This window comes from Azospirillum sp. UENF 211521 (genome assembly GCF_058780535.1).
Map to the genome: position 1 here is coordinate 152021 of NZ_JBSNCF010000002.1, position 18961 is coordinate 170981.

The 18961-nt window shown below is 68.4% G+C and carries 13 protein-coding genes; 9 read left to right on the forward strand and 4 right to left on the reverse strand.

All coding sequences use genetic code 11. The annotated features are described in order from the left end of the window. The first annotated feature begins 63 nt into the window (after positions 1–63). The gene (locus ACWPN5_RS17480) at positions 64–1338 is read left to right on the forward strand and encodes an ABC transporter substrate-binding protein (RefSeq protein ID WP_145689999.1); all 1275 of its coding nucleotides are present in this window, start codon (positions 64–66) and stop codon (positions 1336–1338) included. A gap of 66 nt (positions 1339–1404) precedes the next feature. Here the strand turns inward: ACWPN5_RS17480 and ACWPN5_RS17485 are convergent, their stop codons facing one another. Further along, positions 1405–3198, reverse strand: coding sequence for a tetratricopeptide repeat protein (locus ACWPN5_RS17485; protein WP_492296535.1), 1794 nt, complete (start codon positions 3196–3198; stop codon positions 1405–1407). Between the two features lie 74 nt (positions 3199–3272). On the opposite strand from ACWPN5_RS17485, the gene ACWPN5_RS17490 reads away from it, so the two are divergent. The 8 genes from ACWPN5_RS17490 to ACWPN5_RS17525 all read left to right on the forward strand — a co-directional run bounded on the left by ACWPN5_RS17490 (position 3273) and on the right by ACWPN5_RS17525 (position 11674). Beyond that, complete coding sequence (locus ACWPN5_RS17490) at positions 3273–4289, forward strand: L,D-transpeptidase family protein (protein ID WP_492296536.1); 1017 nt, start codon at positions 3273–3275, stop codon at positions 4287–4289. 107 nt (positions 4290–4396) lie between these two features. Beyond that, positions 4397–5266, forward strand: coding sequence for a branched-chain amino acid ABC transporter permease (locus tag ACWPN5_RS17495; RefSeq protein ID WP_145679789.1), 870 nt, complete (start codon positions 4397–4399; stop codon positions 5264–5266). Next, on the forward strand, positions 5263–6252 hold the full coding sequence (locus ACWPN5_RS17500; RefSeq protein WP_492296538.1) for a branched-chain amino acid ABC transporter permease: 990 nt from the start codon (positions 5263–5265) through the stop codon (positions 6250–6252). The genes ACWPN5_RS17495 and ACWPN5_RS17500 overlap by 4 nt, the downstream gene beginning before the upstream one ends. After that, positions 6252–6977: an ABC transporter ATP-binding protein gene (locus tag ACWPN5_RS17505; protein WP_492296540.1), complete on the forward strand. Its 726-nt coding sequence runs from the start codon at positions 6252–6254 to the stop codon at positions 6975–6977. Before ACWPN5_RS17500 ends, ACWPN5_RS17505 begins: the two co-directional genes overlap by 1 nt. A 151-nt stretch (positions 6978–7128) precedes the next feature. After that, positions 7129–8841, forward strand: a complete 1713-nt coding sequence (locus ACWPN5_RS17510) for a methyl-accepting chemotaxis protein (protein ID WP_492296542.1) — start codon at positions 7129–7131, stop codon at positions 8839–8841. 117 nt (positions 8842–8958) lie between these two features. Then, positions 8959–10080 (forward strand): LPS export ABC transporter permease LptF, encoded by a 1122-nt coding sequence (gene lptF, locus ACWPN5_RS17515; protein WP_492296544.1) that lies wholly within the window; start codon positions 8959–8961, stop codon positions 10078–10080. A 17-nt stretch (positions 10081–10097) separates the two neighbouring features. After that, positions 10098–11096, forward strand: coding sequence for a glycosyltransferase family 9 protein (locus ACWPN5_RS17520; protein WP_200478267.1), 999 nt, complete (start codon positions 10098–10100; stop codon positions 11094–11096). Between the two features lie 92 nt (positions 11097–11188). Further along, positions 11189–11674 carry a flagellar biosynthesis regulator FlaF gene (locus ACWPN5_RS17525; RefSeq protein ID WP_145690007.1) on the forward strand — a complete coding sequence of 162 codons (486 nt, stop codon included), beginning with the start codon at positions 11189–11191 and terminating at the stop codon, positions 11672–11674. 106 nt (positions 11675–11780) lie between these two features. On the opposite strand, the gene ACWPN5_RS17530 is transcribed toward ACWPN5_RS17525, so the two are convergent. From ACWPN5_RS17530 to ACWPN5_RS17540, 3 genes are all read right to left on the reverse strand, one after another. After that, entirely contained in the window at positions 11781–13847 is a 2067-nt protein-coding gene (locus ACWPN5_RS17530) for a flagellin N-terminal helical domain-containing protein (RefSeq protein ID WP_492296546.1), read from the reverse strand. Beyond that, entirely contained in the window at positions 13844–15250 is a 1407-nt protein-coding gene (gene flgK / locus ACWPN5_RS17535) for a flagellar hook-associated protein FlgK (protein ID WP_492296548.1), read from the reverse strand. Before flgK ends, ACWPN5_RS17530 begins: the two co-directional genes overlap by 4 nt. A 78-nt stretch (positions 15251–15328) precedes the next feature. Then, positions 15329–18757 carry a flagellar hook-basal body complex protein gene (locus tag ACWPN5_RS17540; protein ID WP_145690010.1) on the reverse strand — a complete coding sequence of 1143 codons (3429 nt, stop codon included), beginning with the start codon at positions 18755–18757 and terminating at the stop codon, positions 15329–15331. Between the last annotated feature and the right edge of the window lie 204 nt (positions 18758–18961).

Below are 18961 nucleotides of genomic sequence, written 5' to 3' on the forward strand. Positions count from 1 at the left end.
ACACAAAGGCAATTGCGGGGAAATCATCCGCTCCGGGACCATGCCTCAGGGAAACACCCGATAATGAACGATCATCGCATCAGCAAGAATGGGTCCACGGGAGGACTCACCCGCCGTCAGTTCGGCACCGCCGCGGCCTCGGTCGCCCTCTCGGCCGGCGCGCTCGCCACCTTCGGCCGGGCGCCGGCCTTCGCGCAGGGCGCCGCGCTGAAGGTGGGCGTGCTGCTGCCCCGCTCCGGCCTGCTCGCCCAGGCGGGCCAGGCCTGCCAGCGCGGCGCCGAGATCGCGCCGGCCATCCTCGGCGAACTCGGCTACAAGGTCGAGATCCTGTCCGCCGACACCGAATCGAACGTGGACGTCGCCCGCTCGCGCGCCGAGAAGCTGATCAACGACGGCGCCAACGTCATCGTCGGCGCCTTCGACAGCGGCCAGACCGCCGCCGCCGCCCAGGTCTGCGAACAGCGCGGCGTGCCCCTGGTGATGAACATCGCCGCCGCCGACCGCCTGACCGAGCAGGGCTACAAGACCGTCTTCCGCAACTTCCCGACCTCGACGATGCTCGTCACCAACGGGCTGGCGCTGATGAAGGACCTGTTCGCGGTCAGCGGCGTCACCCCGAAGACGGCGGTGTTCCTGCACGCCAACGACACCTTCGGCATGGCGCAGAAGCAGGCGATGGACGCCCTGTTCCCGAAGCTGGACATGCCCTTCGGCATCGTCGACAGCATCTCCTACGACCCCAAGGCCCAGGACCTCGCGGTCGAGGTGGCCAAGGCCAAGGCGACCGGTGCCGAACTCGCCATCGTCACCACCCGCGCCAACGACGCCATCATGCTGGTGCGCGAAATGGTCAAGCAGCGCTGGGAGCCCAAGGGCGTCGTCTCCCCCGGCTCGCCCGGCCTGTATGACGAGCAGTTCTACAAGGTGCTGGGCAAGTACGCCGACTACGCCATCACCAACCTGCCCTGGTACGACCCCAAGGCGGAGCTGACCAAGCGCGTCGAGGCGGCCTTCAAGAAGCAGTATCCCAACGACCGCTTCGAGGGCTACGCCTTCAACGTCGCCTTCACGCTGGAGGCGATCCTGGTCGCCGCCGACGCCTTCAAGCGCGCCGGCACCGCGGAGCCGGCCACCCTGCTGGAGGCCCTGCGCCAGACCAACCTGAAGGACAAGATGATGGTCGGCCCGGCGATCACCTTCGACGAGAAGGGGCAGAACACGCAGCTCATCTCCGCCTGCCTGCAGAACCGCAACCTGCGTCCGACCGTGGTCCTGCCCAAGGACTCGGCGGAGATGGAGCCGGTGTTCCCGATGCCGGGCTGGGGCAAGCGCTCCTGACCAATGGGAGGGTGAAAGGGGGCGCGGTCGGAGCGGCCGCGTCCCCTTCTTTTTTGTGCCGTTTCCTTAGGCCGTCTGGGCTTCCAGCGCGTAGGCGAGCAGGCGCTCGACCGACGCGCGGCGGTCGCCGGCCTCGGCGAAACGGGCGCGGGCCTCGGCGGACTGCCGGTCGCGGAAGGCCGCGTCGCCGGCCAGGGTGATGGCCCGTTCCAGATAGGCCGCGTCGTCGGCCACGGTGAAGGCCGGTCCGGCGACGGTCGCCACGTCGCCCGCCGCGACGGTCACCACCGGAACCCCGTCGGCCAGGGCGAAGGCCGCGCTGCCGCCGCCGCCCTGGCGGCGCGGGTTCAGGTAGGCGGTGGCGTGGCGGTGCAGCGCCCGCACATCCTCGACGTCGCCCAGCGTGTGGACGCGGTCGGCGTTGCGCAGGGCGGCGATCCGCTGCGGCAGAGCCTCCACGCCGCCGGCGACGGCGATGCGGGCCTCCGGCAGGCGGTCGAGCAGCGAGTCGGCCAGCGCCAGGAACTCCGGACCGGCCTCCTGGTCCAGCCGGTTGCCGACCATCAGGAAGAGCGGCCCGGCTTCGGGAAGGCCGAAATCGGCGCGGCTGCGCTCCGGCCCCGTGGGCGGCAGGGTCCAGCCGAAGGAGAAGGGACGGAAACGCTCCGCCATGTCCGCCGGCCAGCCGGCCACGGTGTCGGTCTCGCCATAGCCCAGCACCAGCCGGGCCATCGACAGCGGCAGGCCGGAGGAGGTCGGCAGGCAGATCACCGGCCGGGCGCCGGAGAACAGGTCGGCCACCACGTTGGAGCCGCCGAAGGCGACGATGACGTCGGGATCGAATCCGTCCACGTAATCGACGATGGCGTTCACCTTCTCCTCGTCGAAGCGCTTCTGCGGGAAGGACATCATGCGGACCCGTGCGCCGAAGGCGGCGATGACCTGCTCGCCCTCATACTCCTCGGTGATGTTGTAGGAATATTCGGGGACGAAGCCGTTCTCGCCGGTGATCGCCATGGCGTTCGGGTTGATGATGACCACCTCGCGCCCGAACTCGTCCTGCAGGCGGCGGGCGAAGTCGAAGGCGTCCGCAGTGGGCTGGTGGCCGGCGCCGAGCATCTGGTTGGTGATCAGGGCGATCCGCTTGACGGCGTCGCGCGGGGTGGCGCGCTTCATGCGGCGGCGCAGGTGGTAGCGCAGCGCCGTCTCGTCCACCATCAGGCGGTAATAGTCGGTGAGATTCCCGGACTGGAACGCGCCGGTGTCGCCGCGCCGCGCCGCGCCCTGGAAGAGCTGCATCGCCATGCCCCAGAACGCGTAATGGATCGACGGCACGGTGAAGCGCATCGGGTCTTCCAGCACGGCGTCCGTCAGCGCCTCGTAATGGGCGACGTCGCCGTCGAGCAGGAACAGCAGCGAGTGGCGGCGCATCACGTCGCCCATGGTGTAGGCCGCGTCGACTTCCGCCGCCGCGGCGCGGCGGGTCTCGTCGTCGTAGCGGCGGATCAGCCCGGCCAGCGCGCTGACGTTGCCCCAGCCTTCGCCCTCGTTGGTCAGCAGGGTCAGGGCGCGGGCGAAGCTCAGCGCCGCGTCGCGGGACTGGCCGGTCGCGTGCAGGGCGTGTCCCAGGTTGGCGTGCAGCAGGGGCGAGGTCGGGTCGCCGGCCACCGCCCGTCCGATCAGGTCCACCGCCTCCGCCGGCCGTCCGCTCTGCAGCCCGATGACGCCGAGCAGATGCAGCGCGTCCGGATGGCCGGGCGACGCCGCCAGCACCTCCCGGTACAGGCTTTCCGCCTCCGTGGTGCGGCCGGCGCGGTGGTGTTCGGTCGCAACGGCCAGCGTCTGTTCGATGGTGTCCATGGTCGGCGTTCCTGCTGCTTGGTCCCTGACGGCATGTTTACGCGCTTTTAGGGCGGATGCGCTGAACTTTTCCCATGCAGCGCACCGCGACATTCTTGTGGCATCTCGTCCCGACGGCAACCCTGGCGATTGCCCTGGCGCTCGTTTCGCCCGGCCACCTCCACGCGCAGGACGGCGCAACCAGCGCCGCAACCACGCCGGCGCGGCAAATCGTCATCAGCCTGACCGAGCGCCGGCTTCATCTGCTGGAGGACGGGCGTCCCCCGCGCTCCTTCCCGGTCGCCATCGGGCGGCCCGGTGTGGCGATCCCGCTGGGCGACAGCCGGGTCCTGCGCAAGCGGCGCGACCCGACCTGGCACCCCACCGCCAACCAGCGCCGGGAGAACCCGGCTTTGCCGGCGTCGGTGCCGCCGGGACCGGCCAACCCGCTGGGCAGGTTCGCGCTCGACCTCGGCTGGACCGCCATCGCCATCCACGGCACCAACGCGCCGGATTCGGTGGGGCGCCGGGCCAGCGGCGGCTGCTTCCGCATGCTGCCCGCCGACATCGCGACCTTGTTCGAGGCGGTGCCGGTCGGGACGCCCGTCCGAGTCGTCTCCGGGGTCGTTTCGCAGGTGGTTTCCGGGGCCGCCTCCGGTCCGGCCATCCTTCCGCCGCCGCAACCCGCCGTCGCGGTCGCTGCGGCGCCTTCCCCACCTCCGATCCCCTTACCACCGGTTGCGCCGCCGCTTCCCATCCTGCCCGACCCGCGCTGCGCCACGGCCGGCGCCCCGCTGCGCCGGATGATCTGTACGGTTCCGGACCTGGCCGTGCTGGACGGGCGGGCGCGCGGGCTGCAGCAGCGCCGCCTCGCCGCCCTGCCGGCGGAGCGCCGCGACGCCGCCGCCTACGCGCTGCTCCAGGAGGAACGCCGCTTCGACGACCGCATCACCGCCCTCTGCTGGGTCCGCCGCGGCATGGAGGGGGACCCGGTGGTCGCCGCCGCGGCGAAGTCCTGCCTGGGCGATGCCCTGGGCGCCCGCCTGGAGGAGGCCCGTCTTGAGGTCATGCGTCTTGAGGCCGTGCGTCCTGAGGATGCAAAGCGTCGATGATTCGCACAGGAAACTTGCCACGCTTCCCAAGGACTGCTACGCCGCTCAGGCTTGGCCATCCGGGGCTCCGTTGGCCGTTTTGGGGCTCCGCCAAGGGCTGATCGCGCATGCCGTTCGACTATTACCTGAACATCGCCGCATCGGGCCTGCTGACCGGGCTGGTCTACGGGCTGGCGGCGCTCGGCCTGTCGGTCATCTTCGGCGTCGTGCGGGTGGTCAACTTCGCGCATGGCGAGATGATGGTCGCCGGCATGTACGGCGCCGTGCTGCTGGCCAGCCTGCTCGGGCTCGACCCGATCCTGGCGGCGCCCATCGTGGCGGCGGTGCTGTTCGCCTTCGGCTGGCTGCTCCAGCGCGGGCTGGTCAACCGCTTCGTGGAACGGCCCGAACACATGCAGTTCATCCTGCTGCTGGGCATCGCGACGATCATCCTGAACGCCATGCTGATGCTGTTCGGGCCGGATTCGCGCAACGTCATGGTGCCCTACAGCTTCGACACGGTGGAGATCGGGCCGCTGCTGCTCGACGCGGTGCGGCTGCGCGCCGGGGCCGGGGCGATCGTGGTGACGGTGGCGCTGTTCGCCTTCTTCCGCTTCAGCCGCACCGGCAAGGCCATCCGCGCCTGCGCCGACAACCCGCTGGGCGCCCGCGTCGTCGGGCTGAACATCGACGGGCTCTACGCGCTGACCTTCGGCATCGGCGCCGGGGTGGTCGGCATCGCCGGCGCGCTGATGACGCTGCTGGTCGATTCCCGGCCGCAGCTCGCGCCGGAATACACGCTGCTGAGCTTCATCATCGTCATCGTCGGCGGGCTGGGCAGTCTGCCGGGCGCCCTGCTGGGCGGCATGCTGATCGGCTTCTCGGAGGCGATGGCCGGCTTCCTGCTGGACCCGTCGCTCAAATCCCTCTTCAGCTATGGTGTGCTGATCGTGGTGTTGCTTCTGCGCCCGCAGGGCCTGCTGGGGAAACGGTCGTGACGGGGCGCGGGATCGTCCTTCTGGCGCTGTGCGGTGCGCTGCTGCTGGCCGCGCCGATGGTCGCCGACCGTTACGTCCTGTCGGTGCTGACCACGGTGCTGTGGTTCGCCTATGTCGGGCAGGCGTGGAACGTGATGATGGGCTTCTCCGGCCTGCTGTCGCTGGGCCACGCGCTCTACGTCGGGCTGGGGGCCTACGCCAGCGCCGCGCTGTTCGTGCATTTCGGGATCGGCCCCTGGGCGGGCATGTGGGTGGCCATGCTGGCGGCGACCGCCGCCGGTTGCTTCATCGGTTTCCTGGGCTTCCGCTTCGGGGTGCGCGGCGTGCATTTCGCGCTGCTGACCATCGCCTTCGCCGAAGTCGCGCGCATCGGCTTCGACCATCTGCACTGGTTCGGCGGCTCGGGTGGCTTCTTCATCCCGGTGGCGGGCGACGCCGGCAACGACCTGCTGAACCTGCGCGGCTCGCCGGAGCTGTTCTACTACGTGATCCTGGCGCTGGTGCTGGCCGCGCTGGCCCTGTCGCGGGTCCTGCTGCACAGCCGTCTCGGCTACCAGTGGCTGGCCGTGCGCGAGGAGCCGGAGGCGGCGGAGGCGGTCGGCGTCGACCTGTTCCGCGCCCGTATCGCGGCGGTGGCCGTATCCTCCGCCCTGACGGCGCTGGGCGGGGTGTTCCAGGCCTTCTACTTCAACAACCTGTTTCCGGAGCAGGTCTTCTCCATGGGCCGCTCCATCGAGATCATCCTGCCGGCCATCGTCGGCGGCATCGGCACGCTGATCGGGCCGATCCTCGGCGCCTTCATCCTGACTCCGCTGGGCGAGGTGCTGACCTTCCTGATCGAGGCGACCGGCTTCGACCTGCCGGGCCTTAAGCAGCTGTTCTACGGGGTGGCGCTGGTGGTGATCGTCGTCTACCGGCCGGACGGCGTGTGGCCGTGGCTGGCCGCCCGGCTGAGCCTCGTCCGCCGTCGCGGGGAGGACGCGTGATGGCGGCGCTTCTCGAGGTCGAGGGACTGTCCAAGCGGTTCCGCGGATTGAAGGCCGTTTCCAACGTCAGCTTTGCCGTGCCGGAAGGCCGGATCGTCGCGCTGATCGGGCCGAACGGCGCCGGCAAGACGACCACCTTCAACCTGATCGCCGGGGTCTTCCCGCCCGACGAGGGGCGGGTGCATCTGAAGGGCGCCGCGATCACCGGGCTGAAACCGAACCGCGTCTGCGCCGCCGGGATCGGCCGGACCTTCCAGATCGTCAAGCCCTTCGGACAGCTTTCGGTTGAAGAGAACGTGATCGTCGGCGCGCTGGCCCGCGAACGGTCGGTGACGGCGGCGCGCGACCACGCCCGGACGGTGCTGGACCGGCTGGGGCTGGCCGATCAGGCCGCCCGCCCGGCGCGCAGCCTGACCCTGCCGGACCGCAAGCGGCTGGAGGTCGCCCGCGCGCTCGCCACCCGCCCGATCCTGCTGCTGCTGGACGAGGTGCTGGCCGGCCTGCGCCCGACCGAGGTCGACCGCATGGTCGAGGTGCTGCGCGACCTGAACCGGCGCGAGGGCATGACGATCCTGATGATCGAGCATGTGATGCGCGCCGTGATGGCCCTGTCCGACCAGGTGGTCGTTCTGGACCACGGAGAGAAGATCGCTGACGGGCTGCCCGCCGAGGTTGTGTCGAACCCCAAGGTGATCGAATCCTACCTGGGCGCCGAGGATATCTGACCGGCCCTTCGCAACAGGCGGCCTCGGTGCTGGAAACACTCCTTTAATGTTTGTTGGCCCATCATTCGTTCCCAGATAAGGGCAGCGACCGACACAGCAACGTCCGGTCGAGAAAACAAGCGCCCGACAAGGGGCTGCACGGGAGGAACGAATGAAGGCACTCGGCAATCTGCGGATTGGCCAGCGGCTGTCCATCGGCTTCGCGGCGGTGATCGCGGTGCTGGTGGTGACGGTCGGCACCGGCCTGCTGCTGACCGACAACGGGAAGACGCTCAGCCGTCTGGTGGCCGATGTCCGCATGCCGACGGCGCTGGCCGGGCAGGGCATCGTCGCCTCGGTCACCGCGACCAACGCGGCCATGCAGGGCTATCTGCTGACCAACCGCGAAGATCTGAAGCAGGAGCGCAACGTCGCCTGGGACCGCATCGACGCCCTGCGCCAGGAGCTGGACGGGCTGTCCGCCCGCTGGTCCGATCCGCAGGTCCAGGCCACCTGGGACGCGGTGAAGCCGCTGCTCGACCATCTGCGCCGCGACCAGGACATGGCCGAATCGCTGGGCACCATCGGCGACCAGATGGGCGCGCTGAACTCCCTCAACGACGACGCCATCCCGCGCGCCAATCAGGTGATGAGCCTGCTGGTCGGCGATGCCCGCTCCAACGACGCCAGCGGCCTGATCCCGCGCCAGCGCGCCCTGCTGCAGGCCGACACGGAGGGGATGATCCAGGGCGCCGACCGTCTGGTGCTGATCCAGGCGGTCCTGCTGACTCTGGGGCTGCTGATCGCGGCGGCGGCAATCCTGCTGACGTCCCGTTCCATCGTGCGGCCGCTGGGCGCCATGACCGAGGCGATGCGGCGGCTGGCCGACGGCGACTCCGCCACGCCCGTGCCGGCCACCGGGCGGGGCGACGAGATCGGGCAGATGGCCAAGGCCGTGCTGGTCTTCAAGGACAACATGATCGCCGCGCGCGAGGCGGCGGCGCGCGAGCACGCGGAGCAGGACGTCCGCGCCCGCCGTGCCCGCGCCATCGAGGAGCTGACCGGCCGCTTCGACCGCGAGGCGGCGGCCGTGCTCGGCTCGGTCTCCGCCGCCGCGGTGCAGATGAAGGCGACGGCGAGCCAGCTCGCCGCCACGGCGGAGCAGACCACCCGCCAGTCGGTGACCGTGGCCGGCGCGTCGGAGCAGGCCAGCGCCAACGTGCAGACCGTCGCCACCGCGACCGAGGAGCTGGCCGCCTCGGTGCAGGAGATCGGCCGCCAGGTCGCCAGCAGCACCGCCATCGCCGACGAGGCGGTTCACAAGGCCGAGCGCGCCGACCAGGCGATGCGCAGCCTCGCCAACGCCTCGGCGGAGATCGTCGCGGTGATCGACCTCATCACCCAGGTGGCCTCGCAGACCCGGCTGCTGGCGCTGAACGCCACCATCGAGGCGGCGCGGGCCGGCGAGATGGGCAAGGGCTTCGCCGTCGTGGCGGCGGAGGTGAAGGCGCTGGCCGACCAGACCACCCGCGCCACCGACGAGATCGCGGCGAAGATCGTCTCCGTCCGCAGCGAGACCGAGGGGGCGGTGGCTTCCATCGGCGACGTGATGGGCACCATCGGCCGAATCAGCGAGGTCGCCTCGACCATCGCCGCGGCGGTGGAGCAGCAGCAGGCGGCGACGCGGGAGATCGCCCGCAACATCCAGCAGGCCGCCGCCGGTACGCAGGACGTGACTTCCAACATCGCCGACGTGAACCGGGCGGCCAGCGAGACCGGCAGCGTCGCCCGCAACGTGCTGGAGGCCGCGGGATCGCTGTCCGATCAGGCGGACGGGCTGCGCAGCAAGGTGGAGGTGTTCCTGACCGCGGTGCGCACCGCCTGATGCCGCGGGGCCTTGCGAAGCAAAAGTTCGGTGCGCCGGGTCGTCGGCCAGATCAACACTTGACCCGGACGCCCGAGCCCGTCAGCTTCTCGCCGGGCTTCCCCGTGACGCAAGCACATGAACCGACTGCAACGCTATCTCTTCCGCAATCTTCTGATCGCCCTCCTGTACTCCACGGCCGGCCTGACCCTGACGATCTGGCTGAGCCAGTCCTTGCGGTTGATCGAGATGGTGGTGGAGGCCGGGGCGCCGATGCGGGTGTTCCTGTGGCTGCTCATCCTGACGGTGCCGACCTTCCTCGGCATCGTGCTGCCGCTGGCCCTGGTCGGGGCGGTGCTGTTCACCTACAACCGCTTGGCGACCGACAGTGAGCTGGTGGTGATGCGCGCCGCCGGCGTCGGCCCCTTCGCCCTGGCGGCGCCGGCGATGCTGCTGGCCTCGGGCGTGACGGTGGTGGTCTATGTGCTGAACCTGTGGCTGACGCCCGCCGCCCACCAGGAGCTGGTGCGCATGGAATACGCGGTGCGCAGCGACTATTCGCAGCTGTTCCTCCGCGAGGGCGTGTTCAACGAGGTGGGCGACCGCTTCAGCGTCTTCGTGCGGGAGCGCGACAGCGAGGCCAACCTGCACAACGTGATCATCCATGACGGGCGCGTTCCGGAAAAGCCGGTGACCATCATGGGCGAGCGGGCGGTGATGCTGACCGGGTCGGAGGGCGCGCGCTTCGTCGTCTACAACGGCAACCGGCAGGAACTGGACCGCAAGACCAACCGTCTGTCGCAGCTCTTCTTCGAACGCTACGCCGTCGACCTGAAGGTGTTGAGCAGCGCCAGCGCCGAGCGCTATCCGGACGCCCGCGAGCGCTCCACCGACGAGCTTCTGCACCCGTCGCCGCAGTTGGCGGAGGACTCGAAGATGATGCGGGATCTGCTGGCGGAGCTGCACCACCGGCTGTCCTCGCCCCTGCTGGCGCTGGCCTACACCATGGTGGCGCTGGCCTGCCTGCTGTCGGGCGAATTCAACCGGCGCGGCCAGTCGGTGCGCGTGACCACCGCGGTGCTGGTGGTGATGGCGATCCAGTCGGCCGTCCTCGGCCTGTCCAGCCTCGCCGCGAAGGTCACCGTGCTGGTGCCGCTGATGTATGTGCTGCCGGTGGCGGCGCTGGCGCCGGCGGCCTGGATCCTGTCGCGCAACCTGCGGCGGCGCGTGCCGCCCGGCGGCGAAGCGGCGGCGGGCTGAGGGAGGCGGGCCGGGTCTTGCGCATCCTGTTCATCACCTCCAACCGTCTGGGTGACGCGGTCCTGTCCACAGGGCTGCTCGCCCATCTGAGCGAACGGCATCCGGACGCCGCGCTGACCATCGCCTGCGGACCGCTGCCGGCGCCGCTGTTCCGCTCCGTGCCGGGGCTGGAGCGGCTGATCCCGATGCCGAAGCGGGCCTGGGCGCGGCATTGGATCGACCTGTGGCGGGCCTGCGTCGGCACGCGCTGGGATCTGGTGGTGGACCTGCGCAACTCCGCGGTCGGCCGGCTCGTCCTGGCGAAACGCCGCTTCTTCCACGCCCGCGCCCCGCACCTCCACAAGGTGGAGGAGATCGGGCGGGTGCTCGGCCTGTCGCCGCCGCCGTCGCCGCGCCTGTGGATCGACGCGGCGGCCGAGGCCGAGGCCGACCGGCTGCTGACCGGCGGGACGGAGCCGTTCCTGGCGATCGGCCCGACCGCCAACTGGACCGGCAAGGAATGGCCGGCCGAGCGCTTCGCCGAACTTGCAACACGGTTGACCGGCCCCGGCGGCCGGCTGTCCGGCCGGCGCGTCGCCGTCCTGGCCGCCGGTCCGGAGCGCGAGCGCGCCCGCCCGGTTCTGGAGGCGCTGGGCAGCCGGGCCATCGACCTGACCGGCCGCACCGACCCCATGGCCGCGGCGGCCTGCGTGCGCCGGGCGGCGCTGTACATCGGCAACGATTCCGGGCTGATGCACATCGCCGCCGCCGCCGGCACGCCAACCGTCGGGCTGTTCGGTCCGGGCTTCCCGGAGATCTACGGCCCGTGGGGTGTGGCGGCGCGCACCGTGATCAGCCGGGTTCCGCGCTCCGAACTGCTGGCCCGCCAGAAGGCCGACCCGCGGGCCACCGGACTGATGGACGGCATCTCCGTGGACGCGGTCGAGCAGGCGGCGGAGGAACTGTTCGGGCCGGCAACTCAGGAACGGCGCGAAGTCGTGACAAATCCTTGCAAATCACCGGAAACAGGTCCCTAAAGTTGACAAGGATTGAAGGATCGCTGACAATCCTTTTGGTCCGGACCTGATACAGCATTGCTCTGTCCGGCGGCCTGTCCCGAGGGTTTGGAATGAAGCCGACACCGACATACGCGAACAAGCCGACCTCCGACAATCCTCGTGATGTCGAGGCCTGGGCTTTGGCGGAGGCGTCACGGCGCCTGCTCGATGCCGGGCGCAGCCCCGTGAACGAAGAGACGCTCCGCGCCGCCCTGCAACTGAACCAGCGCCTGTGGACGATCTTCCAGGCCGCGATGACCGAGGACGATTGCGGCCATCCGCCGGAGGTGCGCACCAACATCGCCGCCCTGTCGCTGCTGGTCGACCGTGAGACGATGGCCCGCCTGGTCGATCTCGACGTGTCGAAGCTGGACACCCTCATCAGCATCAACCGGTCGGTGGCCAGCGGCCTGACCGCCCGTCCGGACACGGCCGCTCCGGGCCAGCCGGCTCCGGCTGCGCAGGCGGCCCGTCCCCCGATGGCGCCCCCAATGGCGCCTCCGGTCGCGGCGCCGGACGGCCAGCCGCCACGCCAGTCGCTGCGCATCTCGATCTGAGAGCCACGCGCGTTCCATGAAAAAACCGGCGTCCCTCGGGACGCCGGTTTTTTTGTTCGGCACCGGCTCCCTCTCCGTTGCGCCCGGGAGGGAGCCGGTGCCCCCCTCAGCTGATGTAGTTGAGCAGCGACAGCTTCTGGCGCTGGCCGGCGACCGTGTAGGCGGCCTCCAGGGCATTCATGGAGGTGCGCAGGCGGGCCGCCACCTCGGTCTCGTCGATGCCCTCGATGCCGGCGATGCGCTCGACCACCGTGGCCGAGGCGGTGGTGTGGGCGGTCTTCTTCTCCTCCAGCGTGGCGAGGTCGGAGGCCACCTTGGAGTGCACCGACCGCACCTCGTCCTTGGCCTGGGCCATCAGCTCCCGCGACTTGGTGATGTATTCCTCGTACTTGCCGGGGTTGGACGCGGCAACGTGGGCCATGCGGAAGGCGGAGACCAGCTTCTGGAAGGCGCGGTCGTCGCTGGTGACGCCGTAGGTCAGCGTCTGGCCGTCGTCGATGGTGACTGCGGCCTTGTCCCACGCCTTGCTGTTCTTCCGGTTCGACATGTATTCCGAATCGTAGAAGGGCAGGTCCGGCGGGTCCACATAGGGCAGGTCGGTCAGCGCGTCGGCCTGCGACGGCAGGGTGGCGACCGAGATGGTGTTGTCGATCTGGCCGTTGACCGCCCGCACCGCGGTGGAGAACTGCTGGATGCGGGACGGATGGTTGGGGTCCATCGTGCTGTTGCTGGTCAACTGGATGGTCGATCCGTTGCCGGCGGGGTCGATGGTCACCGGCGGCACCGGGCTGGTCTTGGTGAATTCGGCGCGCAGCATGTCGGCCACCTTCGACACGTCGGTGACGCCGTTGTTGAAGTCCTTCTCGGTGACCGTGTAGCGAACCGTGTATTGCTGGTACGGCGGCAAATCCTCCGGCTCGTCCGGATGGTCCGCATAGTATTTCCGGTTGAAGGGGTCGTCCGGGTCGCCGACGGTGACGTTGATCTCGTAGGTGTCGCCGATGTCCACGCCGTCGCCGGTCAGGGCGAAGCTGTCGATCTGCTTCAGCCCGGTGCCGGCGGGCGCCGGCAGGGTGGCCGCCTGGGTGGTGGTCGGCGCCGTCATCGAATTGTCGATGCTCATCGAGTTCTGGACGCGCGCCGTCACGTCGAACTTCCCGCTCTGGTCCTCGCTGATCAGCGAGATGACCCCGTTGGCGGCGGAGGCGATGATCGGCAGCTTCGGGTTGGCCGACTGGATCAGGCTGTTCAGCGTGCTGGCGACGAAGGTGACGGTCTTCGGATCGCCCGGCTGGACCTGATAGCCGAAGGGCTTGCCGTTGATCGACACCTCGAAGTAGTCGTCCGTGTTGACCATCGACCCGTTCAGCGTCACGCGGGTGGATTGCGGCTGGGCCAGCAGGTCGCCGACCGGCTCGGTGCCGTAGCGCGAGCCGGAGAACAGGTAGCGGTCGCCAAACTGTTCGTTCAGGAGCTGCTGGATGTCGCGCAGCGCGCCCTCGACCCGGTCGCGCATGTCGTTGGCCTGCGGCCAGCTCACGTTGAAGGTGCTGCTCGACGCCGCGGTGAGCTGGTCGAAGCTGAGGTTCAGCACCGCGCCCCCGCCGGGGCCGCCGTCGATCTTGAAGTTGTAGCCGCCGCCGTCGCTGGGGGGCACGGTCTTCAGATTGATGGTGCGGGTGGTCTTGCCGCCCAGCCCGTCGGTGACCGTCACGTCGAACGAGCCGTTGACCCCGTCCTTCGACGGGACGGAGGTGACGGTGTAGCGGGCGTTCTGCGTGAAGGTGGACTTGTCGCCGTTGACCGTCAGCTTCAGCGCGTCGGGGTTGCTGTTGAAGGCGGAGGTGACGGTGGCCGGGCCCGGCTGGAACGGCATCAGGTTGCTGCTCTGCCAGTCCGTGGCGATCTTTTCCAGGCTGTTCAGCACCGTGTCGGTCGCCTTCACGCGCGGCGACGCGGTGTTGATGTTCTGGACGTAGGCCTCGCGCTGGACCAGCTCGGCCCGCAGGGCCAGCAGCTTCTGCGTCTCGGCGCCGTAGGCGTTGAGGTCGGTGGACTTCTTGCCGGTGGTCAATTGCTCCGAGAGCGTGTCCACCTTGTTCTGGCCGTTGGTCAGGTTGCGAACCAGGCCAAGATACTTGGCGTAGCTGCTGACTTGGGTGATGGAGCTCATCGGACGATCGCCTCCAGCGCGTCAAACATCGTGTTGGCCACTTGCATGACCCGTGCCGACGCGGCGTAGGAGGTCTGGAGCTGCTGCAGATTGGCGATTTCCTCGTCGATGTTGACGCCGGTCGTCGCGTGGTAGCGTTCCTCCAGGATCTGGCGGGAGTCCTTGTCCAACGAGGACTTGTCCATCGCGGTCTTGGCCGCGGCCATCCAGCCGCCGGTGATGTTGCTGCTGATCGAGCTGAAGGACGCGCCCTCCAGCTTCAGCCCGTCGGCCTGGAAGCTGCGGCCGGTGGCGCTGAGCGCCGTCACCACGTCCTTGACGGCCGCGCTCTTCAGCTTCTTCGTGTTGTTCAGCAGGTTCTCGTTCACGTGGATGGTGAAGCGGTCGTTGCCCATGAAGAACTGCGTGCCCTCCTCGCCCGGCACCGTCTTGGCCTGGTCGTAGGCGTCGCGGAAGCTGGTGGGCTCGCCGGGCTTGGTCGGGCTGGTGAACATCTGCGCGTAGGAGTCGAGCTGCGAGCGCAGCTTGCGGATCACCTCGGTGGTCGGGTCGGCGCTGGCCGGCTGCGGCGGCGTGGAGGTCGAGCCGTCGGCGCGCAGGTTCATCAGCGCGGCGACCTTGCCCTCCTTCAGGTGCTGGTTGACGTTGGTGACTTGATTGCCCACCGTCAGGTTGATATTGCCGCCCTCGTAGGAAAGATTTGCCGCCTGGCTGTCGACCAGGGCCAGCCCCGTGGGGGTGAAGACGGCGACGCGGCCGTCCGGGCGGGTCATCGTGCGCACGCCGACGTAGGTGCTCAGCTCGCGGATCAGGCCGTCGCGCTTGTCGGCCACCTCGTTGCCGGCCGAGCCGTAGCCCTGCAGCGACACGATGTTGTTGTTGATGCTGTTGATTTCCTTGAGCAGCCGGTTGACCTCGCCGACCGACTGGCTGAGGTCGCCCTGGATCTCGCGGTCCATGTCCTCCACGCCCTGGGAGACGCGATTGATCTCGCGCGCTAAGGTGTCGGCGGCCTGGACGAGCTGGTACTGCGCGACCTCGCTTTCCGGGGACGTTTCCACCGCCTTCCAGGCGGTCTGGAAGGCTTCGGCGTACTGGTTCAGCTGCGGCTTGCCGCTGGTCGTGCGCAGCAGGTCGCCCAACTGCTGCATGTAGGAGGATTTGGTGGACGAGGAGCCCTCGCGCGCGGTCAGGTCCTGCACCTGGCTGAGCAGGGCGGAATCGACCTCGCGGCGGTATTGGGAGGTGAGGACGAACCCGTTGGAATCCAGCACGTTCGACACGGTGTGCCGGGTGCGGGTGGGGTCGTCGGCGCGGGCGACGTTGTCCGAGACCAGCTTCACCTGGGCCTGGACCGCACGGAGGCTGGCCGTCGCGCTGCCGAGGGCGCCGAAGAGGGACATGGTCGTTGGACCTTTCGTCTGCGGGATAGGCCGGGCTGGGCGCGGATCGGGCGCCCGCCCGCGTGGTCAGGACCGCGCTTAGCGCTTCAGGCCGAGGACTTCCTGGAGCATCTCGTCGGAGGTCGTGACGATCTTGGTGTTGGCGGAGTAGGTGCGCTGGGTGACGATCAGCTTGGTGAACTCGTCCGCGATGTCCACGTTGGAGGATTCCACGCTGTTCGCGACCACCGCGCCGGCCCCGTTGGTGTCGGGGTCGTTGAAGTTCGGCCGGCCGCCGTCGTCCGTCTCAATGTAGACGCCGCCCGCCTCGCGCTGCAGGGCGTTGGGGTTGTTGAAGGTGACCACGGGAATGCGCCCGATGGTGCGGCTGCGGCCGTTGTCGTAGTTCACGATCACGTCGCCGTTGTCGCCGTAGACCACCTCCTTGTACTGGCCGCGCGAGGCGCCGTCCTGGACCAGCTCGCGCACGTTGATCTCGCTGCCGGCGAACTGGGTGACGCCGCCCGACTTGCCGATCTGGCCGAGATTCAGCGTGATCTGCTGCGGGCCGAAGCCGTAATCCACCGTGAAGGTCACGTTGGCGTCCGCCCCCAGCCCCTGGTTGGCGGAGGTCACCGCCGTGCCGGTGCCGACCTTGGCCGTGCTGACGCTGGTGATGGTGCCGACGTTGCCGGGATCGGTGCCGAAATTCAGCAGGACGTGCGCGGGGGTGGTGCCGGCCTGGGCGCTGACGTCCAGCCTGAACTTGTTGTCCGGGTCGCCGGTCGCCGTTTTGGCGACGAGCTTCAGCACGCTGCCCTCGGCGCTGGCGGTCACCGGCAGGGAGGTGTTCTTGTTCACCAGATTGGCGAGGCTGGCCGCGATGGTTTCCATCGAGGTTTCCTCACCCGTTGTCTTGTAAGTGATGGGGGTATCGCTGATGGTCACCGTGTACTCGGCGCCCTTGTCGCCCGGTGTGCCGGTCAGCGTCACCGATTCCGACTGGCGTACACCCGCTACGTTGGAGGTGGTGGTGGAGGCGGTCAGAGTGCCGGCGCTGCCGGTGGCGTTCTGGATGCTCGCTTTAGCTTCGAACTTGCCGGTCGTCGAGGTGTTGTGGGTGAGGGTTAGCCGGCCGCCGGTCGAGGTGGCGACGACGTTCAGGTTGGCGGCGTTGACGCGGTTGGCCAGTTCCTGCAGGACGCCGTTGATGTCCTGGAAGTTGCCGTAGTTGGATTTGTCCACCGTCACCGAGATCGGCGTGCCGTCGACCGAGACCGTGTAGACGTCGCCGATGTCGATCTGTGTCTGCGGATAGGAGAATTCCTGGCGCTGGCCGCGCGAGTCCGTCGGCGCACTGATTGTCGGGCCGTTCACCTGGTTGTTGGAGGCCGTGCCGTTGGAGAATTCCTGGTCGATCTTGAAGGCCGTGCCAGGGTTGCGGGCAGTGAGCTGCAGTTGCGAGTTCTCGACGGACGCGATGACTGGCGCCTGCGGCCGAGCCGAGTTGATCTGGGCGGCCAGCGCGTTGGCGATGCCGCCGTAGGTCCCCATGGTCAGGATGTTGTCGCCGGTGACCGACACCGTATAAGGAACGCCGTCCACCCGCACGGTGTAGCTGTCACCCACCCGCACATTGTCGGTGCCGGTGATGTCCAGATAGTTGGCGCCGACATTCAGCGTCGTGCCGTCCGTGGTGCCGGTCAGCACCAGATTACCCGCAGGGTTCTTCGAAGCGTTAACTGCCAATCCGGCGAGGTTGATCTTCGCAACCAGATCATCCACGACGCCATTCATATCCTTCAGCGTGTTGATGTTTGCGTAGGAGATGGTGGTCTTGAACTCCTGGCCCAGCACATTGACGACATACTGATCCGGCACCTTCAAGGTTGCGGCTGTCGGGAACTCAACCTGGGTAATCTCGGGTTGGGTGGCGTTGGCAGTCTGGACGGTGCCTGGTGTCAACACGTTGTAGGCCACCGGTGTAGAAGCGGTGATGCTGTTCTTGCGGCTATCGGCGTTGGTAACGCCATAGCTGGTCGTGAAGGTCTGGGTTGTGGCCGTACCATCCAGCACGAGCTGGTTAGCCGTGCCGGCCGGAACCGTGGCGGTGCCGATCATGGCGTTGATGCCCAGAGGCGGAACCGCGGCGTTGATCTGACTGGCCAGATTGGCAACCACCCCGTTGATGTTCCCCAGCGTGCCGATGTTGGCCGAGGTGACGCGCGTCTTGAATTCCTTGCCCGCCACGGTGATGCGGAACTCGTCGCCCACGTCGATGGCTGCTGCGGTGGAGAAGGTGAAGGTGCTGCGCTGGTCGCCGCTCACCGAGCCGGTCGTGGTGGTTGTGGGACCGTTGATGGTGGTGTTTTGCGGCGTGGTGTTGCTGAAGGTCCCGGAGAGCTGCACCGGCGTGGGTGTTGCTCCTGTCGTTTTGACGATGATTTTACGACCGTCGTTGGGGTCCAGCTCGGCCTGATAGGGGCCAGAAGGCAGCGCATTGATTTGATCCATCAAGGCGGCTGCGACATCTTGGTAGCTTGAAAAGTTCGCAATGGTCGCGGTGGTCAGCGGACCGACCGATACGGTGGTGCCGTTGATAGTCAAGCCGTAGGTATCGCCGACCCGGATGTTGTCCTGCGACGTGCCGTCCGGATAGTAATTGGTGCGACCACCGATGGTGACCGACGAGGGCGGAATGGTGGTCGTGCCGTCGACCCGCACCTGGCTGACCTGGGCCACCGGGGTCACGCCGGACACTTGGCTGCCCGCCGCCATGTTGGCGGCGCCGCCGGCGAAGGAGCCGGCGACCGGCTGCATCGAGCTTCCCGGCGCGTCGATGCCCAGGCGCCACGCGTTGGCGGCGTCCTGGCGCCAGTTGAACTGGATGGTCCGGGCGTTGCCCTGGGTGTCGTAGACCTGGATGCTGGAGGACGGGATCGGCACGCCCGGCGTCGGAGTGGCCGGCAGGTTGGCGCCCAGCGTGATGCTGTTGGTCGATTGCGGCTTGTCGGTCAGGGTGTTGACCTGGAGCGGCTGCACCACGTCCTTCTTCAGCTGGCCGGTCACGTCGTCGACGATCCAGCCGTTCAGCGCGAAGCCGGCGCTGTTCACCAGATAGCGGTTCTTGTCCAGCTCAAAGTCGCCGACGCGCGTGTAATAGACGTTGTCGGCGTTCAGCGTGCCGGTCTGGGTCTGCACCGTCTCGCCCTGCTGGCCGGGGCCGGTCAGGCCGCGGCTGAGCTTGGACACGCTGAAGAAGCCCTGGCCCTGGATGGCGGCGTTGGTCGGGCTCTGCACCTGGGTCAGGTTGCCCTGGATGTTGTTCATGAAGACGGGCGCCGCCGTCACGCCGCCCGGAGCGTGCAACCGTTCGTTGGACTGCAGCACCAGCGTCTCGAAGGCGGTGTTGACCCGCTTGTAGCCGACCGTCGAGGCGTTGGCGATGTTGTCAGAGATGTGACCGAGGGCCTTCGACTGCGCGCTCAGGCCGAGGACGGCGGTGGTCATCGAACCGAAGATGCTCATGGCCAGGGATCTCCACGCGGAAAGGGCATAAATCGTTGCCATTCGGGTAAGCAAGGACGATGCCAACTGCGCGGCCGTTGTTAGGCCTTTGTTTTGTAATGAAAATCCTGACGAAAGGCCGCGCCGGCCCCGTTTTTGCCGCGCGCTGGGAAAAATTGGCCTAGCAGCCCTTGCGGTGCAGGGAAGAAAGCTCCCGTCGCTCCG